The sequence below is a fragment of the Paraburkholderia sp. MM5496-R1 genome (assembly GCF_050436205.1).
Taxonomy (GTDB): domain Bacteria; phylum Pseudomonadota; class Gammaproteobacteria; order Burkholderiales; family Burkholderiaceae; genus Paraburkholderia; species Paraburkholderia tuberum.
This window is the reverse complement of the sequence record NZ_JBNDLT010000002.1, coordinates 1,240,733-1,265,253: the sequence shown is the minus strand read 5'-3', so window position 1 is coordinate 1,265,253 and position 24,521 is coordinate 1,240,733. Positions and strand designations below refer to the sequence as shown.

Below are 24,521 nucleotides of genomic sequence, written 5' to 3'. Positions count from 1 at the left end.
CACCTGACTTCCGCAGTGGTCAAGCCGGTTGCGACGTGATCCGACTGCGACCATCAGATCACGCCCCGGCTCATACAGCTCGCGCGACTCACCTCGCCGCCGACTATCCACGACCGGGCACAGCCGCGCCGTCGCCGTTGCTGGCCGTCGCCGCGTCGCGCGTCTCGGGCATCGCCGCCCACACCAGCAGCACCGCGAGCGCACCGGCCGCCGCGAGGCAGAAAAAGCTCACCGTGTTGCTGAAACGATCGGCGACGAAGCCCGCCGCCGTCGTGCTCAACGTCGCGCCGATGCCGGCCGCGAGCCCGAACAGGCCGATACACAGGTTGTAGCGGCCCTTGTCGCCGGCGACGTCGGCGGCGATCAGCGGCAGCATCACGCCGAACACCGCGGCGCTCAAGCCGTCGAGCATCTGCACCGGCACGAGCAGATAGGGGCTGCTGATGCCCGCGAACAGCAGCGCGCGGATCGGCAACGCGGAGAAGCCGAGCAGCAGAATCGGCCGGCGGCCCCAGCGTTCGGCCGAGCGCCCGACCCACGGCGACATCATCGCGACGATCGCCTGCGGCACGATGATGCATGCCGCAATCACGAGCTGCACGTTGTCTCCCATGCCGGCCGTCACTTCGCCGGCGGCCAGGTTCAGCATCGCCGCGTTCGACAGATGGAACAGCACGATGCAGGCGGCGAACAGCAGCATGCGCTTGTCGCGCAGCAGCTCGCGCAGGCTTTCGCGCCGCTCGAGCTGCTCGGGGGTGGGCGCCGCTTGCGGCAGCTCGATCGTGTCGGTGCGCTGGATCATCGCGAGCGCGATCAGCGCGGGAACCGCGAGGCCCGCGGTCAGGACGAACACCGCGCGCGGCGAGTAGTACTCGCCGAACAGTCCCATCAGACCGGCCGCGACCGCGCTGCCGATCGACGCCCAGCGCGCATTGCGGCCGAGCCGGTCGCCGAGATTCGCGCGACCCACCAGCGCGAACGAGATCGCCGCGAGCGCCGGCGTCAGCATGCAGCTCGCGAAGCCGTGGAACACCTCGGCGGCGATCACCGGCAGCACGGTCGGGCTGATCGCGAGCAGCATCGCGCTGAGGATGATCGCGCCGATCGCCCACGCGGCCGCCGCTTTCTTGTTGCGCAACGCGTCGACCGCGGCGCCGCCGGGCACCTGGCTGACCATCGCGCTGATCGTGCCGACCGACAGCACCATGCCGATCTCGCCCTGGGTCCACTTGTGCGATGCGAGGTAGGACGCGATGAACGGCCCGAAGCCCGTCTGCACGTTGGCGACGAAGAAGTTGAGCCAATCGAGCGCGCGCAGACTTCGCGCCGTGACCATAGTACGGACCGTCATCGGACCGCCCGTGCGTTGGAAACCGCGACGGCCGACGACGCGGCCGGCGGCGCCGAGACCGCCGGCGCGGCGCTGGCGGCAGGCTGCGCGGGCGGCGCCGGCGACACCGCGCGAATCGGCTTGTCGCTCGCGTAGGGCGGCGTCGCGTTGATCTGCGCGTCGCTCAGATCGATCTGCGGATGCAGTTCCTTGTCGCGCGTGACGAAGCGCAGCGCCGACCAGTTCGCGGCGATCGTGCGCCGGTCGGGGCTGACCAGGCCGCCGACGTCGAGGACGATCGCCTGCGGCTGCGCGTTGCCGTCGATCAGCACGTCGACCACACGGCCCACCTTGGCGCCGTTCGCGCGCTCGACGGTCGCATCGAGCAGCGGCAGTTCCAGCGGGTTCGATTTGTTCGCGGTGCTCGGCACGGCCGTCGGGTTCAGCGTGATCGGCGGCCCCTTCGCGGTCGGCGTGAAGTGGAACGCGCCCCACGGGAAGTTCACCTTGCGGTCGCCGACGCCGAGGAAGCCCTGCAGATTGACGACCATCTCGCGCGGCTTGCCGGCTGCGTCGGCGATCATGTCGACCGCGCGGCCGACCACCTTGCCGTCGGGCTTCTGCACCTGGCTGTCGAGCAGCGCGCGCGCGTCGCTGCGCTCGATCGTGCGCAGCACGATCAGCGGCGGCGGCGGCGGGGGCGGCGGCGGAGCCGGCACGACAACGGGCGGCGGCGGTTCGATCTTGTGCGGCTTCACGACCGGCTTCTTCGGTTTCTTCGGCTCCTCGGGCCCCTCGTTCGCCTCGCTCTCGACCGGCTCGGGCGCGGACGCGGCGAGCGGCGCGCTTGCCGGCTCGACCGGCATCACCGTCGCATCGACGATCGGCGCCTGCTGCGTACCCCACAACAGGCTGCTGCAGCCGGACAGCGCGGCGAACGCGAACAGCGCGGCGCACGGTGCACAGCCTGCGGAACAGTCGAAGCACATCGAGCGAATCAGGCGAATCAGGCGAATCAGGCGAATCAGGCGAATCGAGCGGGCGAAGCGATCCAAGCGGTCCAAACGGGACAATCGGCAGGCGCCCGGCGGGGCGCGGAAAACCGCCAGTCATCAGGAAAAACTCCACGGGCAGGTGCGGACGGGCGCGATGAGCCGCCGCGGTTGGATGGGGTACGGCCCAGAGTTTAACCTGCGCTGCCGCGCGGGCAGCCTTTCGCCGGTTGCGTTGCAGGCGGTTTCGCCGATGCGCTGGCGGTATGGCGCTGCACGCCGCGTGCCTGGAACGCGATCGCCGGGGTGGGTTCGGCGCGTTTCGCGGCTGCCCGTATGCCGTAGGTGTATACGCGCGCAGCGCTCGCGCGAGCGACCGTCGCGCCAAAGATATAAGTCGCGCGACATGTCCGGCATGCCATTCATGCGATTGGACACATAGTTCGCTTCACCTACATTTCGACTCAGAAAAGCGTTACCCACACCAACCAATCCACGAGACGAACCTGATGACGGCCGCTTTAGCGGCCGCTTTAGCGGCCGTTTCAGCGCGCTGATAAAGGAGGCACTCATCATGATGGAACCCCAGGCCCTCGCGAATGCCGACGTCGCGAGCGAATCCTTCGACACCGAATCATTCCGCGGTAAGGGCTTTCTCGACCGCTACTTCGACATTTCCGCGCGCGGCAGCACGCAGCGCCAGGAGATCGTCGCGGGCATCACGACCTTCCTCGCGATGGTCTATTCCGTGTTCGTCGTGCCCGGCATGTTCGGCAAGGCAGGCTTCGATACCAGCGCGGTGTTCGTCGCAGTGTGTCTGACCACGGCGTTCGGCTCGCTGCTGATGGGCGTGTGGGCGCGTCTGCCGATCGCGATCGGCTGCGCGATCTCGCTCACCGCGTTCACCGCGTTCGGCCTCGTGCTCGGCAAGGGCCTGCATCCAACCGTTGCGCTCGGCGCGGTGTTCCTGATGGGCGTCGTGTTCACGACGATTTCGGTGACCGGCGTGCGCTCGTGGATTTTGCGCAACCTGCCTGTCGGCATCGCGCACGGCACCGGGATCGGCATCGGCCTGTTCCTGCTGCTGATCGCCGCGAACGACGTCGGGCTCGTGGTCAAGAATCCGGGCGCGGGGCTGCCGGTGTCGCTCGGCAATATTGCGGCGTTGCCGGCGCTGATGTCGGTCGCCGGACTCGCCGCGATCGTCGGGCTCGTGCGGCGGCGCGTGCCGGGCTCGATCCTGATCGTGATCGTCGCGATCTCGGCGATCGGGCTCGCGATCGATCCGGCCGTAGCGTTTCACGGCATCTTCGCGGTGCCGTCGTTGAGCGCGCCGGGGCATGCGTCGCTGATCGGCGCGATGGACGTGAAGGGCGCGCTGTCGATGGCGGTGCTGCCGAGCGTGCTCGCGCTCGTGATGACCGCCGTGTTCGACGCGACCGGCACGATCCGCGCGGTCGCGGGCCAGGCGGGGCAGCTCGACGAAAACGGCCGCATCATCAACGGCGGCCGCGCGCTGACCGCCGATTCGCTGAGCTCGATCTTCTCGGGCCTGCTCGGCGGCGCGCCGGCGGCCGCGTATATCGAGTCGACGGTCGGCGTCGCGGCGGGCGCGAAGACGGGGATGGCGGCGGCGGTCGTCGGTCTGCTGTTTCTCGTCGTGATGTTCTTCTCGCCGCTCGCCGCGCTGGTGCCTTCGTATGCGACCGCGCCCGCGCTGATGTACGTGGGGCTGCTGATGCTGTCGAACGTCAGCAAGCTGCATATGGACGACATGGTCGACGCGATGGCGGGGCTCGTGTGCGCGGTGTTCATCGTGCTGACCGCGAACATCGTGACCGGCATCATGCTCGGCTTCGCGACGCTCGTGATCGGACGCGTCGTCAGCGGCGAGTATCGCAAGCTCAATGTCGGGACCGTGGCGATCGCAGTCGTGCTGGTCGGGTTTTATGTCGGCGGCTGGGCGATCTGAGTTTCGTTGCGGCTCCTTGACTTTCGCGTCAGCGTCTCTAAACCTTAAGCTTGAGATCAAGCCCTGCATCCGCAGGAAAGGAGACGCAGATGGAACCGCAACATCGCATCGGCAGCCAGGAAGAGTGGCTTGCCGCGAGCCGCGCGCTGCTCGCCGACGAAAAAGCGCATATGCGCGCCGGCGACGAACTCGCGCGCAAGCGCCGCGAATTGCCGTGGGTCAAGGTCGACAAGGTTTATACGTTCGATACGCCGGAAGGCCGCAAGACGCTCGCGGAGCTGTTCGACGGCCGCAGCCAACTGATCGTTTATCACTTCATGCTGGGCCCGGACTGGGAAGAGGGGTGCGTCGGCTGCTCGTTTCTGTCGGACCATATGAGCGGCATTCTCACGCATCTGGTCCATCACGACGTCAGCTATGTGACGGTATCGCACGCGCCGCTCGAGAAGATCGACGCGTTCAAACGGCGCATGGGGTGGACCTTTCCGTGGGTGTCGTCGAGCGGCAGCGATTTCAATTTCGACTACCACGTGTCGTTCACGCCGGAGCAGCTGGCGAGTAAAAAGGCGTTCTACAACTTCACCGAGCAGGACGTCGGCATCGACGAACAGCACGGCCACAGCGTGTTCTACAAGGACGCAAACGGCGACGTGTATCACACGTACTCATGCTACGCACGCGGCGACGAGCGCTTCGTGAACACCTACGCGCTTCTGGACATCGCACCGAAAGGCCGCAACGAGAACAGTGGTCTGACCGACTGGGTCAGGCATCACGACCGCTACGACGACCACGCGCGCGCGGCTTGCCCGGCGTGCGGATCGTACACGGTGTGAAGCGGTGAAGTGGTGAAGCGGGCCGACGAAGGGGGCGAGGGGCGCGCGCCGCGCTAGCTGGCGCGGCGCCTCTGTGCTGCACGAGCGCTGCATCAGCTCGCTACAGCGCCATCTCGAAGGCGGGTCTGAGGAACATTTCCATCGCCATCACGATGAGGCTCATCGCCGCGGCCGCGAGCGTCAGCACGCCGTATTCGTCGTAGCGCGTGTCGTACAGACACGCGACGACGAACAGAATCGCCATCAGGTTAGTCAGCCAGTCGAAGTTCAGCGCGAAGCTCATCGGTCGAATCGGGGCGTGTGCGCGACGGTGGAATCGCACCGTCAGGTACCCGCGATTTTATCGAAGGGAGCTTACGGATTCGCAACGACTGCGCTTACACAGCTTACATCGCGAGGCGCGCAAAGCCGCGTCAAACGGTGCTTTGCGGCCCCATCATGTCGCGTTCGATCCATTCGATCACCGACCTGCGCCGCGGTTGCCAGCCGAGCAGTTTGCGCGCGCGTTCGCCGCGCACGCGGCTGTTCGAGCCAAGACCGTACGAGGCCATTTCGTAGCCCCATTCCTGTTTCGCGTCTTCGAGCGGCCAGTCCTGCGGCGCGCCGAGCTTCATCGCGCGTGCGATCGCGGCGCTCATGTCGCGGAACGACGCTTCGCCGCTTTCGACGAAATAGAACGTGCCGGCAGGGGTTTTATCGAGTGCGAGGCGATACAACTCGGCGACGTCGTCGATATGCACGTTCGACCAGACGTTGCCGCCGCTGCCCACATGACGCACGACGCCGCTTTTCTGCGCCTGGCGCACGAGTCGCGGCAACTGCACGCTCGCGCTGCCGGCCACCGCGCCGTGACCGTAAATCAGCGTGTTGCACAGCACGGCCGAGCGCACGTTGCGTTGCGCGGCGTCGAGCACCAGTTGATCGATCGCGACGCGCGCGGCCTTGTCGGCGGTCGGGGTGGGCAGCGCGTCTTCGTGATAGATGCGTGCTTCACCCGCTTCGCCGCCCGACGCATCGCCGACGATGCTCGACCCGCTGGTGTGCAGGAACACCTTGCCCGAACCGGCGAGTCCGTCGATCAGCGCGCGTACCGCGCCTTCGTGATCGCTGCTCGCGGCGTTGATCACCGCGTCGGCCGCTTGCGCTTCGGCGATCAGCAACGCGCGGTCGTCGAGCGTGCCGAGCACGGGCTCGATGCCGAGCCGCTGCAACTCGCCGCTGTGTTCGGGTTTGCGAATCAGCCCGCGCACCTGATGGCCGGCGCGCGCCAGATGCGCCGCGATCGAGCCGCCGATAAAACCGCTTGCACCAGTAACGAAAATCTTCAAGACGTTCTCCTGAGGGAAATGCCAAGACCGCAATCTCTTGCATGGGATCGGAGTAAGCGCTAAAGCGCCAACTCCGATCGACAGGCACGCAGTATCGCTCGCGCGGATTCTCGCAAAAAGCGTGTTAGTCTCAAATCAATCTTGATCTGAAATCAACAATGAAAACCTCCACCGACGAATTGCTGGTGTTCGTCACCGTGATCGACAGCGGCTCGATTACCGCGGCGGCCGAGAAGCTGGGGCAGACCGTCTCCGGCGTGAGCCGCGCGCTCACGCGCCTCGAGCAGAAGCTCGACACCGCGCTCGTGCGGCGCACGACGCGGCGTCTGCATCTGACCGAGGAAGGCGACGCGTTCCTGCGGCGCGCCCGCGCGATCCTCGACGCGCTCGAAGAGGCCGAGGAGTCGGTCGCGCGCGGGCGGCAACGGCCGTCGGGGCGCTTGCGCGTCGATGCGGCGTCGCCGTTCATGCTGCATTGCGTGGCGCCGCATATGACCGCGTTTTCGGCGCTGTATCCGCAGATCCGGCTCGAATTGACCAGCAACGAGCGGATCGTCGATCTGCTCGAACAGAAGGTCGACATCGCGATTCGCATCGGCGCGCTGCAGGATTCGACGCTGCATGCGCGCGCGCTCGGCGAGAGCAGGCTGCGCGTGCTCGCGAGCCCGGCGTATCTGGCCGAGCACGGCGAGCCGACCACGCTCGACGCGCTGCACGCGCATCGGCTGATCGGCTTTACGGCGCCGGAGCATTTGAATCGCTGGCCGTTGCGCGAAGGGGGCAGGGGAACGAAGCGCGCCAAGGGGCAGCGCGACGAAGCCGCGCTGCTGAAGATCGAACCGTCGATCACCGCGTCGAGCGGCGAAACCTTGCGGCAACTGGCGCTGTCCGGCTGGGGCGTCGCCTGTCTGGCCGACTTCATGACCGCCGGCGACGTGCGCGAAAACCGCCTCGTGCCGATTCTCGGCAACCTGCTCGTCGACGAACGGCAGCCGGTGCATGCGGTGTACTACCAGAGCGCATCGCTCGCGGGGCGCGTGCAGTGCTTTCTGGATTTCATCGCGGCGCGGGTCAAGCTCTGATCCGCGTCGCAGAGCCTTCTGTCCTATAACCCAGATATCGGCGGAGCCGGCGTGTCCGGCTTCCCGCCAGCGAGAGCGCGCCAATTTTGGCCAGATGGCGACCCGCGCCGCGAAGGTGTATATACAACTGTGGGCTAAATCACGGCGGCCACGCCGACCCATGCGTCCAGCACACGCCGCCTAAGACCTGCCGCCAAACCCGCCGCGCTCCCGCCGAGCCACGTGCCAAATAATGGAAATCCCCAGGCACGAAATCTCGAAAAACAAGTTGTATATACAAGGCCCGCCGGCTAGACTTATTTGAACTTGTATAGACAGGACGACAACCATGATTCTGAAGCCCGGCTACCTGAGCCTCCCGCAACTGCGCCAGATCGCGCGTGAGCAGGTCACCCTGCAACTCGATCCCGCGAGCCACGCCGCCATCGACGCGTGCGCGCAGGCCGTCGCCGACATCACCGCCAGGGGCGAGCCGGCTTATGGCATCAATACCGGCTTCGGCCGCCTCGCCAGCACGCACATTCCGCGCGATCAGCTCGAACTGCTGCAACGCAATCTGGTGCTGTCGCACGCGGTCGGTGTCGGCGAGCCGATGTCGCGCCCGGTCGTGCGTCTGTTGATCGCGCTGAAGCTGTCGAGCCTCGGCCGCGGCCACTCGGGCATCCGCCGCGAAGTGATGGAGGCGCTGATCGCGCTGTTCAACGCGGACGTGCTGCCGGTGATCCCGGTCAAGGGCTCGGTCGGCGCATCGGGCGACCTCGCGCCGCTCGCGCATATGTCGGCGACCCTGCTCGGCGTCGGCGAAGTGTTCGCGAAGGGCGAGCGCATGCCGGCCACCGAAGGCCTCGCGCTCGTCGGTCTGAAGCCGCTGACGCTGCAGGCGAAGGAGGGTCTCGCGCTGCTGAACGGCACCCAGGCTTCGACCGCGCTCGCGCTGTACAACATGTTCGCGATCGAAGACCTGTACCGCACGGCGCTCGTGGCTGGCGCACTGTCGGTGGATGCGGCGATGGGCTCGGTCAAGCCGTTCGACGCGCGCATCCACGAACTGCGCGGCCATCGAGGCCAGATCGACGCGGCCGCGGCTTATCGCTCGCTGCTGCAAGGCTCGGCGATCAACGTGTCGCACGCCGACTGCGACAAGGTGCAGGACCCGTACAGCCTGCGCTGCCAGCCGCAGGTGATGGGCGCGTGTCTCGATCAGATGCGCAATGCCGCCGAAACGCTGCTGATGGAAGCGAACGCGGTCTCCGACAATCCGCTGATTTTCCCGGACACCGGCGAAGTGCTGTCGGGCGGCAACTTCCACGCCGAGCCGGTCGCGTTCGCGGCCGACAACCTGGCGCTCGCCGTGGCGGAAATCGGCGCGCTCGCCGAACGCCGCATCGCGCTGCTGATCGACGCGACGCTGTCGGGCCTGCCGCCGTTCCTCGTCAAGGATGGCGGCGTGAACTCCGGCTTCATGATTGCGCATGTGACGGCCGCCGCGCTCGCGTCGGAAAACAAGACGCTCGCGCATCCGGCTTCGGTCGATTCGCTGCCTACGTCCGCGAACCAGGAAGACCACGTGTCGATGGCGACGTTCGCCGCGCGCAAGCTCGGCGATATCGCCGACAACACTGCGAACATCCTGTCGATCGAACTGCTCGCTGCCGCCCAGGGTGTCGATCTGCGCGCGCCGCACAAGACCAGCCCGAGCCTGCAGAAGGTCATGGACCTCGTGCGCAAGGACGTCGCGCACTACGAGCTCGATCACTACTTCGCGCCGGATATCGCGGCGGTCACGAAGCTCGTGCAGGCCGGCGCGGTCGCGAAGCTGAGCCCGTTCTCGTTCGCGTCGGAACAATGAGTCGTCGAGAGCGCGGATCACACCCATGAACGCACCCGCTTATCAGGGCATCAAGGACTTCATCCTCGCGCGCATTCATGCGGGCGAGTGGGCCGAAGGCGACCAGGTGCCCTCCGAAAACGAGCTTGCGCGCGAATTCAGCGTCGCACGCATGACGGTCAACCGCGCGTTGCGCGAGTTGACCTCGGAGCAGGTGCTGACACGTGTACAAGGCTCGGGTACTTTCGTCGCCCGTCCCAAGTACGAGTCGACCCTGGTGGCGATCCGCAGCATCTCCGATGAAATCGTTGCGCGCGGTCATCGCTATCAGGCGAGGGTGCTGAACATCGGCGCCAGCATCGCCGATGCGGCGCTCGCCGAAGAGATGCAGGTTAGCGCGGGCAGCCCCGTGTTTCATTCGCGCCTGCTGCATTTCGAAAACGAGGAGCCGGTGCAGCTCGAGGAACGCTGGGTCAATCCGGCCGTCGCACCCGAATACGCGCTGCAGGACTTCACGAACACCACGCCCAACCAGTACCTCGTGCGCGTCGCGCCGCTGCAGCGCGTCGAGTACCGCATCGAGGCGCTCGCCGCCGACGAGATCACGCGCGAGCTGTTGAACATGAGTGAACGCGAACCGTGTCTGGTGCTGCACCGGCGCACGTGGTCGCAAGGCGAGGTCGCCTCGATCGCGAATCTGTGGCATCCGGGCACCCGTTACCGCTTCACCGGGCATTTCTGAATTCGCTTTTTCGTCTTCGCCGAATCTTTATCGAACCTCTTCACGCATGATTAGGGACACCATGAACAATTCGAAACACATCGATCCGCGTCTCGATCCGACTCGCACGATCCGCGCACCGCACGGCGCGGAAAAGACCTGCAAGACCTGGATCGCGGAAGCCGCGTACCGGATGATCCAGAATAATCTGGACCCCGAAGTCGCCGAGCACCCGCACGCGCTCGTCGTGTACGGCGGCATTGGTCGCGCCGCGCGCAACTGGGATTGCTTCGATCAGATCCTCGCGTCGCTGAAGGACCTGAACGAAGACGAAACGCTGCTGATTCAGTCGGGCAAGCCGGTCGGCGTGTTCCGCACCCATGCGGACGCGCCGCGCGTGCTGCTCGCGAACTCGAACCTCGTGCCGCACTGGGCGACGTGGGAACACTTTCACGAACTCGACCGCAAGGGCCTGATGATGTACGGCCAGATGACCGCGGGCAGCTGGATCTACATCGGCAGCCAGGGCATCGTCCAGGGCACCTACGAGACCTTCTTCGCGGTCGCGAACCAGCACTTCAACGGTGACCCGAAGGGCCGCTGGATTCTGACCGGCGGTCTCGGCGGCATGGGCGGCGCGCAGCCGCTCGCGGCGACGATGGCGGGCTTCTCGATGATCGCGGTCGAATGCGACGAGACGCGCATCGACTTCCGTCTGAAGACGCGCTACGTCGACAAGAAGGCGAACACGCTCGACGAGGCGCTCGCGATGCTCGACGAAGCGAAGCGCGCCGGCAAGCCGATCTCGGTTGGCCTGCTCGGCAATGCCGCCGACGTGTTCGCCGAGTGCGTCGCGCGCGGCATCACGCCGGACTGCGTGACCGACCAGACGAGCGCGCACGATCCGATTCACGGCTACCTGCCGCAGGGCTGGACGGTCGGAGACTGGCGCGAGCGCATGAAGACCGCGCCGGAAAGCATCGTCACGCCGGCCAAGCAGTCGATGGCCAGCCAGGTGCAGGCGATGCTGACGCTGCAGGAACGCGGCGCGGCAACGCTCGACTACGGCAACAACATTCGCCAGATGGCGCTCGAAATGGGCGTGGAAAACGCGTTCGATTTCCCTGGCTTCGTGCCGGCGTATATCCGGCCGCTGTTCTGCGAAGGCAAGGGCCCGTTCCGCTGGGTCGCGCTGTCGGGCGATCCCGAGGACATCTACAAGACCGATGCGAAGGTGAAGGAACTGATCCCCGACGATCCGCATCTGCACAACTGGCTCGACATGGCGCGCGAGCGCATCGCGTTCCAGGGTCTGCCGGCGCGGATCTGCTGGGTCGGCGTGAAGGATCGCTATCGTCTCGGCCAGGCGTTCAACGAAATGGTCAGGAGCGGCGAGCTGAAGGCGCCGATCGTGATCGGCCGCGATCACCTCGATACCGGTTCGGTCGCGAGCCCGAACCGCGAAACCGAATCGATGAAGGACGGCTCGGACGCGGTCAGCGACTGGCCCTTGCTGAACGCGCTGCTGAACACGGCGGGCGGTGCGTCGTGGGTGTCGTTGCATCACGGCGGCGGCGTCGGCATGGGCTTCTCGCAGCACGCGGGCGTCGTGATCGTCGCGGACGGCACGCAAGCCGCGCACCAGCGCCTCGGCCGCGTGCTGTTGAACGATCCGGCCACCGGCGTGATGCGTCACGCGGATGCGGGCTATGAACTCGCGCAGCAGACGGCGCGCGAGGCCGGTCTCAATCTGCCGATGCTGGGCCGCTGATCGTGACCATGGCCAACCAGGCGGGCGGCATGGCAAGCGTCACGCTGATTCGCGGCGCCGATCTCGTGGCGACGCCGTGGAAAAACGGCGGCGGCATCACGCGTGAGGTCGCGGCGTTTCCGTCGCCAGGCGGCGGGCAGGGTGCGGCGAGCGCCGACTTCGTGTGGCGCGTGAGCGTCGCCGATGTCGCGCAGGCGGGACCGTTCTCGCGCTTCGACGGCGTCGACCGGACGCTGGTGTTGCTGGCTGGCGCGGGCATGCTGCTCGATGAGCTGGGCGACGCGGGCGTCGCCTCGACGCATGTGTTGCGGCAGCCGCTCGACATCGCGCGCTTCGATGGCGCGACGCGCATCGACGCGCGGCTCGTCGACGGGGCAACGCGCGACTTCAACCTGATGGTGCGGCGCGACGTGGCGCAGGGCGAGTTGGACGTGTGGCGCACTGGCACGCGGCAGGATGCGCCGCGCGTGCTCGACGGCGACGTGGCGCTGCTGTTTTGCGCGGGCGGCGCGGTCACGGTCGGACTGGCGGCGGACCACGCGCAAGCCGTGCGGCTCGACACCGGCGACACGCTGCGCGTCGACGGGCCGAACGCGCTCGCTTGTACGCTGACGGGCGACGGCGCGGTGCTCGCGATCACGATCCGCTACACGCGATGACGAATCAACCGTGATAGGGCCTCACATGCGCTCCATCGCGGACAACCCATCCACAGACACGCAACGAGCGGCAAAGAGCACGCGATGAAGCAAACCGTCTGGCATCACCTGAATTTGTGCCCGCAGGGCGATCCTCGCCACACGCTCGCCGATGCCGCGATTGCGGTCGACGGCGGCCGCATCGCGTGGCTCGGCGCTTTCGCCGATTTACCCGCGCCCTATGCCGCATGGCCGCGCGAGGATCTGCGCGGCGCATGGGTGACGCCCGGGCCTGATCGATTGCCATACGCACCTCGTGTACGGCGGCCAGCGCGCCGACGAATTCGCGCAGCGGCTCGCGGGCGTCAGCTACGAAGCAATCGCGCGACAGGGCGGCGGCATCGTGTCGACGGTGCGCGCGACGCGCGCCGCGGACGAAGCGTCGCTGTTCACGCAAGCGGCCGCGCGGCTCGAACCGCTGCTCGCCGAAGGCGTGACGGCGATCGAAATCAAATCGGGCTACGGCCTCGATCTCGCGAGCGAGCGCAAGATGCTGCGCGTCGCGCGGCAACTCGGCGAACGCTATCCGGTCACGGTCTATACGACGTTTCTCGGCGCGCACGCGTTGCCGCCTGAATTCGCGGGCCGAGCGGACGCGTATATCGACGAAGTCTGCAACACGATGCTGCCCGCGCTCGCGGACGAAGGCCTCGTCGATGCGGTCGACGTGTTCTGCGAGCGCATCGGTTTTTCGCTGGAACAGAGCGAGCGCGTGTTCAACGCGGCCGCGCGCTACGAGCTGCCGGTCAAGATGCACGCCGAGCAGTTGTCGAACGGCGGCGGCACCGCGCTCGCGGCACGGCATCGCGCGCTGTCGGCGGATCACCTGGAGTTTCTCGACGAAGCCGGCGTCGCCGCGATGAAGGAAGCGGGCACCGTCGCGGTGCTGCTGCCGGGCGCGTACTACTTCATCCGCGAGACCCAGTTGCCGCCGCTCGAACTGCTGCGGCGCTACGAGGTGCCGATCGCGATCTCGACCGACAGCAACCCGGGCACCTCACCGGCGACTTCGTTACTGCTGATGATGAACATGGCGAGCACGCTGTTTCGCATGACCGTGCCCGAGGTGCTGCAAGGCGTCACCACGCACGCTGCGCGCGCGCTCGGCAAGAGCGATCGGCACGGTGCGCTGCAGGTCGGTCGCGCGGCCGACTTCGCGGTGTGGTCGGTCGATTCGCTGGCGGAGCTCGCTTACTGGATTGGCCGGCCGCTCTGCGCGCGCGTCGTGCGCGCGGGCGAAACCGTCTATACGCGGCGCGAGTCGCGTGTGACCTGAACTAGAACCTGAGAGATGACGCAATCCAATCAATCGCTGTTCGCCGCTGACGCGTATCTGCCTGAGGGCTGGCGCCGCAACGTGCTGCTCGAATGGGACGCTCACGGCACGCTGACCGCGGTCACGACGGATCAACCCGAGGCGCCGGCGGGGGTGCCGAAGGCGGCGGGCCCGCTGATGCCAGGCATGCCGAATCTTCACTCGCACGCGTTTCAGCGCGCGATGGCGGGGCTCACCGAATATCGCGCCAACGCGACGGATAACTTCTGGTCGTGGCGCGACCTGATGTATCGCTTTGCCGCGCGCATCACGCCGGAAGGCCTCGCGAGCGTCGCGCAGTGGCTCTACATCGAGATGCTGAAGGCGGGCTATACGTCGGTGTGCGAGTTCCACTACGTGCACCACGCGCAGGACGGCCAGCGCTACGCGAATCAGGCCGAGCTTGCGCAACGCGTGGTGGACGCGGCATCGGCGAGCGGTATCGGCATCACGATGCTGCCGGTGCTGTATCAGTACAGCGGCTTCGGCGCGCGCGCGCCGCGCGACGATCAGCGGCGCTTCATCAATACGCCTGAGAGCCTGCTCGATCTGCTCGGCACGCTACGCGCCGCGCGCCCCGAACATGCGGCGCTGCGTTACGGCGTGGCGCCGCATTCGCTGCGCGCGGTATCGGAGGCGTCGCTGCGCAGGTTGCTCGGCGGCATCGACGCAACCGTGCCTGTCCACATCCATATCGCCGAACAGACCGCCGAGGTCGACGCGTGCCTCGAAACCGAAGGCACGCGGCCGGTGCAATGGCTGCTCGATCGTTTCGATGTGGACAGCCGCTGGTGTCTCGTGCACGCGACCCACGTCGATGCGAACGAAACGCTCGCGCTCGCGAAGAGCGGCGCGGTCGCGGGTTTGTGTCTGACCACCGAGGCCAATCTCGGCGACGGCATTTTTCCCGCGCAAGACTATCTCGACGCGCACGGCCGCATCGGCGTCGGCTCGGATAGCCATGTCGGCGTCGATTGGCGCGCCGAGTTGCGTCTGCTCGAATACGGCCAGCGTCTGACGCGCCGGCAGCGCAACGTGCTGGCGTCGGCGCAAGCTCCGCATGTCGCGGATCGTCTGTACGCGGCCGCGCTCGACGGCGGCGCGCGTGCGGCCGGCCGCGCGGTCGGCGCGTTGCAGCCGGGTCGTCGCGCGGACTGGCTCGTGCTCGACGCCGACCATACGAGCATCGCCGGGCATGAGCGCGAGGCGTGGCTGTCAGGCGTCGTATTCTGCGAGCACGGCGATACGCCGATCCGCGACGTCTACGCGGGCGGCGTCAAGGTCGTCGACGATCGCCGGCATCGCGACGAAGAGGGTGCCTATGCGCGCTATCGCGCGGCGCTCGCGGAACTGCTCAAATAACGGCCATGACCCGCCGAACTGATTCTCCGATCCCACTGATTCCGGACTGACATGACTGCTTCGAACCTCACGCCGGTTTTCTCGCTGCATCGGGGAAGCCTGCCGCTGCTGATCTCGATCCCGCATCTGGGCACGCAAATCCCCGCCGACATCGCCGTGACGATGACACCGGTCGCGCAACGCACCGACGATTGCGACTGGCATCTCGATCGCCTGTACGCATTCGCGAAGCGCCTCGGCGCGTCGATCCTGACGCCGACCTACGCGCGCTACGTGGTTGACCTGAACCGTCCGCCCGACGGCGCGAACCTGTACCCGGGGCAGGACACTACGGGTCTGCTGCCGGTCGACACGTTCGACAAGGAGCCGCTCTATCGCGACGGCCATCTGCCCGACGACGCCGAAATCGCGCGCCGTCGCGACGCTTACTGGAAGCCGTATCACGACGCGCTGACCGGCGAGCTCGCGGCGCTGAAGGCCAAGCACGGCAAGGTGCTGCTGTGGGAAGCGCATTCGATCCGCTCGCGCGTGCCGCGTTTTTTCGACGGACGTCTGCCGGATTTCAACTTCGGCACGTCGAACGATGCGAGCGCCGAGCCGGGCCTGGCTGACGAACTGGCCGCGCTGGTCGGGCGTCACGGCGGCTATACGGCGATCGCGAATGGCCGCTTCAAGGGCGGCTATATCACGCGGCAATACGGGCAGCCCGAGCAGGGCGTGCATGCGGTGCAACTCGAGCTGTCGCAGATCACCTACATGGAAGAGCGCCTGCCTTATGCATACGATGAAGACCTCGCCGCGAAGGTCGCGCCGCTGCTCGAAGCGCTGGTAACGACGGCGCTCGCTCGCGTGAAATCCGCCTGAAGCTTGTATTCCTTTCTCACCACGCGGATCACGATTGCTGCAGGAGCGCGCGGCATCGTGGTCCGCGTCGGCCTGCATCGGTCAGCGTATCGCGAAGGTGTAACAGCATGTGTCCGTGATTGCGTGCCGGCGCGTTCATATGGAATGGTTTGAGCGTCGAGCGCGCACAGCGTATCGTGCGCCGGCTGTTTCAAGACGCGGCGCGCCATGAAAAAAAGCCCCGCGAAAGCGGGGCTTTTTGATGTGCACCGCGTCCCTCGGACACGGTTTCACCGCCATTAGTGGCAGCGCTTTTCCCAATGATGATGCACGCGCACCTTATGGCACTCGTGGTGATGCTCATCGGCCTGAGCGGGGACGATCACGCTCAGGGTGGCAACGGCTGCGGCGATGGCGAGAACGATTTTCTTCATTACGAAACCCTTAAGTCAGTGTTGTGGAGCCAGCCATGCAGCACGACGCGTGCCGCATCGGCGTGTAAGCATGCCACATCAAGCGGCCGCGGATAGGACCGGCGCGCAAATACGTGTGTCGATGCAACACGCGATGTGTCGTAAGCCCTGTTTTAACGCGCTTTGCGCTGAATTGGCCGGTGCGTACCGTGTCAAATGTGTACCTTCGACATCTGGGCCCCCCCGCACGCAAAGCGGCATAGCGGCATTGCACGCGACACCGCGAGACGACGACCCTTTCAAAACGATGACATGCGCGATGCGGTCATCGATTCATCAGGCGAAAAGATGGAAGACCCAGCGATGGAAGATTCCGACGAATTGCTGCTGCCAGTCTGGCGCGCGAACCTGGTGTTGCTGACCAGCGAGGTCGGCGCCGCGAGCCGGCTCGCGCGCATGATGACGTTTTCCGCGAGCTACCTGAAGCTGATGCTGTCGGGCCAACGCGAATTCAGCGAGGAATTCGTGCGCGGCGTCGAGGCCGTCACCGGTTTGCCGGGCGGCTGGATGAACGTGCCGCACACCGGTCAGGAGATCCCGCCAAATGCGCGCGAGGCGATCGACAACGAGCAGCCGCTCGCGCGCTTTCGGGGCACCGCGCATCCGGTGCGCAAGAAGACGGTGTTGCGGCCCGAGCCGATTTTTGGGCAGCCGCCGCCCGCGCGACGCCTCGAGGAAGAAACGCTCGATGTCGAAGCGCACCGCCGTCATGCGCATTTTCGCAAGGTGCGCGATCTCGCGACGCAGGAAGTGCGGCGCTTCGAGCGGCATCTGCTGCACGCGCCGGTGGAGCTCGCATCGATGCGCGCGAAGGTCGAGGACGTAATGGCCGCGGCCGAACTCGACGACCGCATTCAAGCCGACCTGGAGGGCCGGCTCGAACAGATCGACAAGCACCGGCACATGCTGCTGCGGCACGTGGAAAAACTGCAGGCGCTGCTGAGCCAGCTCGACGACGGCGAGTGAAGACGATCGACGCCGGCCGCTGCGTCGCGGGAGCGCCTGTGACTCCAATGCCGCTCGAGCTCGACGCGGCAACGCCGACCCCACCCCGAAACGCACGGGTCGGCGATGTGCTACAACGACGACACGAACCTGGCCGAGGTGGATCTTGGGGAACGTCGTCGTCACGTTGGCGCACACGTCGATCGCGATGATCGGGCGCGCATGCCGCGTGCGCGGCGTGCGCGCCGCGGCGTTGCTTGCCGCGCTATCCGCCGCGGGCGGCATCGCCTTGCCCCTTTGCGCGGCAGCCGGCGAAATCGCCACCTCCGCCAACGAACGCGCCCCTGCGACGATCGAGCGCGACGTCCATTTGTTCGTGATCCAGAAAGACGGTTCCGTCGAGGAACACGACGACACGCTGATGCGCGCGGACACGGCCAGCGGCGTCGACGAGATCGCGCAACGCTACGTGTGGTTCAACAAGGACATCGAGCAGGTGCAACAGTTGGCCGCCGAAACGATCGACCCCGACGGCACCGCGCATGCGGTCGGTCCCGAGGCGATCCGCGACGTGCAGGAGCCCCGCTCGTCCGGCGCGCCGAGCTTCGAGGACGGTGTGTTGCGCACCGTGATCTTCCCCGGCGTCACGATCGGCTCGCGCGTGCACCTGGAATTTCGCAAGACCCGCGCGAAGCCGCTGCAAGCGGGCACCTTCGCCTATCTGGTCGAGCCGTCGCTCCAGCCCGTCGACGAGCAGCGTCTGATCTTCGACCTTCCCGCCGACGTACCGCTCTATGCGGATGCGCGCGGCTACGTCGCGATGCCGACCATCACCGCGAACGGCCGCACGCGCTACGAGTTCGACTACCGGCACGGCCCCTATGCGCGGCTCGAAGCGGGCGCGGTCGGCTACGCGAACTGGGGCGACCGGCTGATGGTGTCGACGGTGCCGGACTTCGCGAGCTTTGCCGCGCGCTATCGCGGTCCCGCCGACAACGACGCGACCCGCGACGATCCCGCGATCATCGGTCTCGCACAGCAACTGACGGCCGGCCTTACCGATCCCCGCGACAAAGCCCGCGCGCTGTACGACTGGATGCGTCTGAACATCCGCTACGTCGCGCTTTTTCTCGGCGAGACGGCGGCGATTCCGCACAAGGCGGCCGACATCCTGCGCAACCGCTACGGCGACTGCAAGGACCACGTCGCGCTATACGGCGCGCTGCTCGCGGCCGCCGGCATTCGCAGCGAGCCGGTGCTGCTCAATCTCGGTCCGTACTACACGTTGCCCGAGGTCCCCGGCTACGGCGCGAGCGCGATCAATCACGCGATCATCTGGATTCCCGAGCTGGCGCAATTCGCGGACACGACGGCGGGCGGCACCGCGTTCGGCTATCTGCCTGGCGGCGTCATGGACCGGCCGGTGCTGCTCGTCGACGACGGCGTGCTCGCGCGCACGCCGGCCACTCAACGGCGCGAACGCAAGGCGCGCGTGCAGATCGACATCGACGAAAACGGCACCGCACATTATGCGTACCGGGTCGAGGATCGGGGCTATACCGCGGAGCTCGAACGCAACACGTTCCGCCGCGCGACGCGCGAGGGCGCGCAGCAGCTTGCCGCCAGGCGTCTGCTGCAAACGGGCTTGCACGGCTCCGCGCAATTGCAGACCGACGACGTCGCCGTGACCGGCGGTCCGTTCGCGACGTCGATGCAAGGCAGCGTGCCGCATCTGATCTGGCCGGACGGCACCACTGCTGTGCGGGCGCTCACGAGCCTCGCCGGCGGCATGGGCTCGCAGGTCGAGGCGTGGCTCGCGGAGCCCGTCAGAACGCAGCCGTGGGCGTGCATCGGCGGGGAGTTCGATGAAACGCTGGAAATGAGCTTGCCGCGCTTCGTACGCGTGACCGACCTGCCGACCGACAGCACGGTCGAGGACCCGTTGCTCACGTTTGCGTCGCACTACGTCTTCGATCCGGCGACGCGCACGTTGCAGGTCAACCGGCATCTGCGCGCCGCGTTCGGCCATCAGATGTGTACGCCAAACGAATTCGCGGCGATTCGCGACGCCCTCGTGCGCATCGAGCGCGATCTCGATGCCGAGGTGGTCGTCCGGGCGGCGAGCGCGTGGCAGTAGCGCGCCCCGCGCCGGCCACGCGCCGGGCAGGGCCGCGACGATCTACTGGACGTGGAGCTTAGGTGCCGCTCTTCGTCACGACCGGCACCCACGCGCCGTTCTTCACCTGATACAGCGTCGACGCGCCGCTCTTCAACGCGCCGGTGCTGTCGAACGAAATCTTGCCGGTCACGCCGTCGTAGTCGATCGACTTGAGCGCCGGACGGTACACGTTCGGCGAGTCGGATTTGGCCTGCTGCATCGCCTTGATCGCGACCCACGCGCCGTCGTAGCCGAACGGCGCATACGACAGCACGTCCGCGCCGAAGCGCTTCTTGAACTTCGCGTTGAAGTCCTTGCCACCCGGCAGTTGCGCGAGCGGGCGGCCGTATTCCCAAGCCATCGCGCCGTCGGACGCATCGCCCGCGAGCTTGATGAAGTCCTCGTCCATCACGCCGCCGCCGCCGACCAACTGTGCGTTCAGGCCGAGCTGCTTCATGCGCCGCGCGAAGCCTGCCGCCTGGCTGTCGAGGCCGGCGAAGAACACGAGGTCCGCATTGGCGCCCTTGAACTTGGTGATCTGCGTGCTGAAGTCGACCGCGTGGTTGTCGGTGTAGTCGCGCGCGACGATGTTGCCGCCGTGCGCCTTCACGGCCTTCTCGAACTCGTCGGCTTCGCCCTGGCCGAACGCGGTGCGATCGTCGATGATCGCGATGCGCCTGGCCTTCGTCACGTCGACGGCATAGGCGCCCGCATTGCCGGCGTTCTGCGCGTCGGTCGAAATCACCATGAAGGTGTTCGCGAAGCCGCGGCCCGTGATGATCGGATTCGTCGCGGCGGGATCGAGCACCGGAATGCCAGCCTGCTCGTAGACCTGCGAGGCCGGGATCGTCGTGCCCGAGTTGAAGTGGCCGACGACCACCGCGACGCCCGAGTCGACCAGCTTCTGCGCAGCCTGCACGCCGACGCGCGGGTCGGCCTGGTCGTCCTGCGAGACGATCTCGAAATGCGCGACCTTGTCGCCGATCTTGATCTTCTGCGCGTTGGCTTCGTCGATCGCGAGCCGCACACCGTTTTCCAGATCCTTGCCGTAGCCGGCATTGGCGCCCGTCAGCGGCGCGGCAAAGCCGATCTTGACCGGCAGGTCGTCGGCGAAACTGGCAACAGGCGCGACGGCAAACATCGCACCCACGAGCATGGCCAGCGGTTTCAGCGTGTTGCGAAGACTCATGGTCTCTCCTTGCATCGACGGTTGTTATGAAAGCGGTACGACAGCGAAGCGGTACGACACGTGAGGCCGAGGCAAGCCCTCGCGCATCGCAAGACTACGAAGGATCGCTCGCCGCTCACAATGCTGGAATACGCGCACTGGCGTTGAGCCTCGCAGCGTGTTCGCGACGTCAATCTGGGGCGAATATAGAAAGCCAAATTGCCGTCGTCTTGGCAATTCGTGGCGTTTTGGATGAGCATTTCGGCATAGGCGGCAACAGGTGCATGTGGTGCATGTGGTGCGCATGGAGCGTGCGTGAGGCATGCAAGCTGGCTTGCCGTGCGAAGGTCCGCCTGGGCTGCGGATTACGGCATATGCTTAAGAAGCCGGCGCGAGCGCGCCGGCCGGTGTTGCGGTGTTGCGGTGTCGGAGGAGATTCGAGCCTGTTGCCTAGCGCTCGCCTTGCTGGCGCAGCAGCTCTTCACGCAGACGCAAAAGCGGCGCCTTCGTGTCTTCGTCGGCCCACGTGTCGAGATCGTCGATTGCGCGCTGGCAGCCGTCGAGCACCACGTCGAGATCGACCGGCACGCCGTTGTTCAGCGCGAATTCGATCGTCTCGGCGAACTGCTGGCAGTCGTCCTCGCCGTACGAGATGTCGAGATTGTCGGCGATGATTTCGGCGATGTTGCTGCGTGCCTTGTCGTCGGCCGTCACCATGTCGACGATGCCGCGCGCGACGGCGGCCGAGTAGTAGAGCGCGATATCGAGCCATTGCGCGGGATCGAAGTCGGGCTGGTCGAACTGGTTCTCGAAGAACTCGATCGCTTCCTGTTCGTGCGCTTCGTCCGCGTCGACGCTGATGCACAACTGCTCAAAAAATTCTTCCCGCTCGCTGCGGATATGACCGTCCATCGAATGCCTCGTCTGCTGAATGCCGGATGCTGAAAATGCCATGGCGCGAGGGCGCAAGCCCTGGTCCACGCGGCACGCATTATAGGACGGCCGCCAGCAGGGTGCTGGCGAGGGGGCTCGGCAACGAGCGACGTGTCTAAGTTATCTAAGCCGTTTCCGCGACCCACGCATCGAACCACTCGCGCGGCTGGGCGATTTCATTTTGCATCGCCACCAGTTCGAGTTCATAGCGTCCGGCCTGCCAGGTCGCCTTGACGACCGCGTTGACCGCGGCGAGCGTGTGCTCGAAGGCCGAGCGGATCGAATCGCCGAGCAGCGTGCGCGCGACGAAGACCGCGCTCGTCAGATCGCCGACGCCGACCGGCTGGCGCGCGAACGGATAGAGCGGACGCTGTCCCATCCACGCTTCGCGTTCGGTGACGACGAGCATGTTGAAGCGGTCGGCGGGGCTGTTGCGATCGAGCAGATGCTTGACGAGCACGAGCTTCGGCCCACGCGCGAGCAGCTCGCGGCACGCGGTGACGGCTTCCTCGAACGTCTCGATCTCGCGACCGACGAGGCGCTGCAATTCGATGTGATTCGGCGCGATCCCGTCGGCGACTTGCGGCATTTCTTTCACGAGGAATTCCTGGATGCCGGGCTCGACCTTGTAGCCGCCCGTGGCGCCCATCACCGGATCGCAAAAGTACCAGGCGCGGGGATTGGCGGCCTTCACGGCCTTGACGATGTCAATCACCGCCTGCGCCTGTTCCTTCGTGCCGAGATAGCCGGAGACCACTGCGTCGCAGCGCGGCAGCATGCCGATCGCGCCGATGCTGTCGACGAGATCTTCCATCTGCGATGCGTCGATCGCGCTGCCGCTCCAATGCCCGTATTGCGTGTGATTCGAGAGCTGCACGGTGTGGAGCGGCCACACGTTGACGCCGAGCCGGCACATCGGAAACACGGCCGCGCTGTTGCCGGCGTGACCGAACACGACATGGGACTGGATGCTCAGAACGTTTTTCGTCATGGTAAGGCTCGCGCAACCGGTCATGCGCGGTCAACAAAACAACTGGAAGGGGAGGCTCGCGCGGGCGGGCCGATGGCCCGGGCGCCGTGCGGCAGACATGCCTGATACAGATGGTGCAGGAAAAACCCACGAACTGCATAGCCGGCAAGTCAGCAAACGATACAGGAGTTTGACAGCCGCGAGTTGATCCGTCCCCGTGCTGTTGCGCCGAACCATCAAACGCGCGTGAAGATTAACGAAACCGGACCGTTCAACGTGCGGCGGATGCTTCAGACGAGCTCGCGATACAAGGCCAGATAGCGGTCGGCCGACGCCCCCCAGCCGAAGTCCTGGCGCATCGCGCGCCGCTGCGTGGCCTTCCATTCGGTGCGGCGTCCGTACAGCGCGAACGCGCGGCGGATCGCCGAGGCGAGTCCCTTCGGATCGAAGCGTTCGAACACGAAGCCGGTGGCGAAATCGTCGGCGAGGTTTTCGAGCGATGCGTCGGCGACCGTATCCGCGAGACCGCCGATGCAGTGCACGAGCGGCAGCGACCCGTAGGCGAGCGCATAGAGCTGGGTGAGCCCGCACGGCTCGAAGCGCGACGGCACCGCGACCACGTCGCTGCCGGCGATGATCGTATGCGCGAGGGTTTCGTCGAAGCCGAGCTCGACCGCGACCGATTCCGGATGCGCCTGCGCGACCATCCTGAGGCCATTCTCGAGCGCCGGATCGCCGGTGCCGAACACGACCAGTTGCCCGCCGCGCTTGACGATCTCGGGCACCGCGCCGAGCAGCAGATCGAGGCCCTTCTGCTCGGTCAGCCGGCTGACGACGCCGAACAGCAGCGCGTCGCTTCTCTGCGCGAGGCCGAAGCGCTTTTGCAGCGCTTCCTTGCAGGCGAGCTTGCCCGCCAGTCTCGACGCGCTGTAGTGCGTCGCGAGCAGCGTATCGGTGGCGGGATTCCACACCGTGTAGTCGACGCCGTTCAGGATGCCGCTCAGATCGTGCGCACGATGGCGCAGCAGTGCATCGAGCCCGCCGCCGTGCGCGAGCGTCTGGATTTCGCGCGCATAGGTCGGGCTGACGGTCGTGATGCGCTCGGCGTAGTAGAGCCCCGCCTTCAGGAACGACAGCTGACCATAAAACTCGACGCCGTGCATGTTGAAGAAATCGTGCGGCAGGCCGAGCAGGCCGAACTGATGCGCGGGAAAAATCCCCTGGTAGGCGAGGTTGTGGATCGTGAACACGCTGCGCGCGGGCGCGCGGCCGTGCTCGCGTTCGGCGGCCTTCAGGTAGGCGGGCGCGAGCCCCGCGTGCCAGTCGTGCGCGTGAACGATCTGCGGCGACCACGTCGGGTCCGTTTGCTGCGCGAGTTGCGCGGCGACCCAGCCGAGCAGCGCGAAGCGCTGCGCGTTGTCGCCGTACGGCACGTGTTCATCGTTCAGATACGGGTTGCCGGGGCGATCGTACAGCGACGCGGCGCGGATCACGTAGACGGCGAGCCCGTTGGTGGGCAGCGTGCCGCGTTCGAGCGTCACGTTCGGCGCGCCGAAGCGCGCTGCCCAGTTGCGCGACCGGCTGCAGATCGCGCAGGCCGGCGAGCACGGCCGGAAAGCCCGGCAGCAGCACGCGCACGTCGGCGCCGCGCTCGATCAACGCGGACGGCAGCGCGCCCGCGACGTCGGCGAGACCGCCCGTTTTGAGGAGGGGATACAGCTCGCTTGCGACGTGCAGGGCGCGAATCGTCATAGGCCGGGTTTCTGTCGGGGTGGCAGGGTTGCTCGGGGTCGGCA

19 protein-coding genes and 2 pseudogenes are annotated in these 24,521 nt (G+C 66.4%); 12 read left to right on the top strand and 9 right to left on the bottom strand.

Annotated features, from left to right (window positions below; genetic code table 11):
* Positions 1-103: 103 nt before the first annotated feature.
* A complete protein-coding gene (locus OKW38_RS12665) occupies positions 104-1,351 on the bottom strand; it encodes an MFS transporter (protein WP_090803946.1) in 1,248 nt (415 codons plus the stop codon).
* Complete coding sequence (locus tag OKW38_RS12660) at positions 1,348-2,319, bottom strand: PRC-barrel domain-containing protein (protein WP_429363733.1); 972 nt, start codon at positions 2,317-2,319, stop codon at positions 1,348-1,350. Before OKW38_RS12660 ends, OKW38_RS12665 begins: the two co-directional genes overlap by 4 nt.
* A 580-nt stretch (positions 2,320-2,899) precedes the next feature.
* Between OKW38_RS12660 and OKW38_RS12655 the strand changes: the two genes are divergently transcribed.
* Together OKW38_RS12655 and OKW38_RS12650 are read left to right on the top strand one after the other, a co-directional pair.
* Positions 2,900-4,294, top strand: a complete 1,395-nt coding sequence (locus OKW38_RS12655; RefSeq protein WP_410451371.1) for an NCS2 family permease — start codon at positions 2,900-2,902, stop codon at positions 4,292-4,294.
* Between the two features lie 89 nt (positions 4,295-4,383).
* Positions 4,384-5,130 carry a DUF899 domain-containing protein gene (locus OKW38_RS12650; protein WP_090803951.1) on the top strand — a complete coding sequence of 249 codons (747 nt, stop codon included), beginning with the start codon at positions 4,384-4,386 and terminating at the stop codon, positions 5,128-5,130.
* Between the two features lie 100 nt (positions 5,131-5,230).
* Here OKW38_RS12650 and OKW38_RS12645 read toward each other — a convergent pair whose 3' ends face one another.
* A complete protein-coding gene (locus OKW38_RS12645) occupies positions 5,231-5,413 on the bottom strand; it encodes a hypothetical protein (RefSeq protein ID WP_018418561.1) in 183 nt (60 codons plus the stop codon).
* 130 nt (positions 5,414-5,543) lie between these two features.
* Complete coding sequence (locus tag OKW38_RS12640; protein WP_187612004.1) at positions 5,544-6,458, bottom strand: NAD-dependent epimerase/dehydratase family protein; 915 nt, start codon at positions 6,456-6,458, stop codon at positions 5,544-5,546.
* A 158-nt stretch (positions 6,459-6,616) separates the two neighbouring features.
* On the opposite strand from OKW38_RS12640, the gene OKW38_RS12635 reads away from it, so the two are divergent.
* The 8 genes and pseudogenes from OKW38_RS12635 (at position 6,617) to hutG (ending at position 16,099) form a co-directional block, all read left to right on the top strand.
* Entirely contained in the window at positions 6,617-7,540 is a 924-nt protein-coding gene (locus OKW38_RS12635; RefSeq protein ID WP_429336106.1) for a LysR substrate-binding domain-containing protein, read from the top strand.
* A gap of 328 nt (positions 7,541-7,868) precedes the next feature.
* A complete protein-coding gene (hutH, locus tag OKW38_RS12630) occupies positions 7,869-9,389 on the top strand; it encodes a histidine ammonia-lyase (protein ID WP_090803955.1) in 1,521 nt (506 codons plus the stop codon).
* A 25-nt stretch (positions 9,390-9,414) separates the two neighbouring features.
* Positions 9,415-10,110, top strand: a complete 696-nt coding sequence (gene hutC / locus OKW38_RS12625) for a histidine utilization repressor (RefSeq protein ID WP_090803957.1) — start codon at positions 9,415-9,417, stop codon at positions 10,108-10,110.
* Between the two features lie 61 nt (positions 10,111-10,171).
* The gene (hutU, locus tag OKW38_RS12620) at positions 10,172-11,860 is read left to right on the top strand and encodes a urocanate hydratase (protein WP_429361741.1); all 1,689 of its coding nucleotides are present in this window, start codon (positions 10,172-10,174) and stop codon (positions 11,858-11,860) included.
* 8 nt (positions 11,861-11,868) lie between these two features.
* Positions 11,869-12,519 carry a HutD/Ves family protein gene (locus OKW38_RS12615; RefSeq protein WP_429361740.1) on the top strand — a complete coding sequence of 217 codons (651 nt, stop codon included), beginning with the start codon at positions 11,869-11,871 and terminating at the stop codon, positions 12,517-12,519.
* An 84-nt stretch (positions 12,520-12,603) separates the two neighbouring features.
* Positions 12,604-13,834, top strand: a pseudogene (gene hutI, locus OKW38_RS12610) (imidazolonepropionase).
* A gap of 15 nt (positions 13,835-13,849) precedes the next feature.
* Positions 13,850-15,235, top strand: a complete 1,386-nt coding sequence (locus tag OKW38_RS12605) for a formimidoylglutamate deiminase (protein WP_429361739.1) — start codon at positions 13,850-13,852, stop codon at positions 15,233-15,235.
* Between the two features lie 51 nt (positions 15,236-15,286).
* The gene (hutG, locus tag OKW38_RS12600; protein ID WP_429361738.1) at positions 15,287-16,099 is read left to right on the top strand and encodes an N-formylglutamate deformylase; all 813 of its coding nucleotides are present in this window, start codon (positions 15,287-15,289) and stop codon (positions 16,097-16,099) included.
* A 278-nt stretch (positions 16,100-16,377) separates the two neighbouring features.
* On the opposite strand, the gene OKW38_RS12595 is transcribed toward hutG, so the two are convergent.
* Entirely contained in the window at positions 16,378-16,512 is a 135-nt protein-coding gene (locus OKW38_RS12595; protein ID WP_279613323.1) for a hypothetical protein, read from the bottom strand.
* 342 nt (positions 16,513-16,854) lie between these two features.
* On the opposite strand from OKW38_RS12595, the gene OKW38_RS12590 reads away from it, so the two are divergent.
* Positions 16,855-17,517 (top strand): hypothetical protein, encoded by a 663-nt coding sequence (locus OKW38_RS12590; protein WP_090805671.1) that lies wholly within the window; start codon positions 16,855-16,857, stop codon positions 17,515-17,517.
* A gap of 187 nt (positions 17,518-17,704) precedes the next feature.
* Positions 17,705-19,633, top strand: coding sequence for a DUF3857 domain-containing transglutaminase family protein (locus OKW38_RS12585; protein ID WP_429363731.1), 1,929 nt, complete (start codon positions 17,705-17,707; stop codon positions 19,631-19,633).
* Positions 19,634-19,691: 58 nt separating this feature from the next.
* Here the strand turns inward: OKW38_RS12585 and OKW38_RS12580 are convergent, their stop codons facing one another.
* From OKW38_RS12580 to glgA, 4 genes and pseudogenes are all read right to left on the bottom strand, one after another.
* Positions 19,692-20,843, bottom strand: a complete 1,152-nt coding sequence (locus OKW38_RS12580) for a branched-chain amino acid ABC transporter substrate-binding protein (protein ID WP_090803969.1) — start codon at positions 20,841-20,843, stop codon at positions 19,692-19,694.
* 429 nt (positions 20,844-21,272) lie between these two features.
* The gene (locus OKW38_RS12575; RefSeq protein ID WP_090803970.1) at positions 21,273-21,734 is read right to left on the bottom strand and encodes a hypothetical protein; all 462 of its coding nucleotides are present in this window, start codon (positions 21,732-21,734) and stop codon (positions 21,273-21,275) included.
* Between the two features lie 145 nt (positions 21,735-21,879).
* Positions 21,880-22,746 carry a pyridoxal kinase PdxY gene (pdxY, locus tag OKW38_RS12570; RefSeq protein ID WP_429361737.1) on the bottom strand — a complete coding sequence of 289 codons (867 nt, stop codon included), beginning with the start codon at positions 22,744-22,746 and terminating at the stop codon, positions 21,880-21,882.
* Positions 22,747-23,015: 269 nt separating this feature from the next.
* Positions 23,016-24,477: pseudogene (gene glgA, locus OKW38_RS12565) on the bottom strand (glycogen synthase GlgA).
* Between the last annotated feature and the right edge of the window lie 44 nt (positions 24,478-24,521).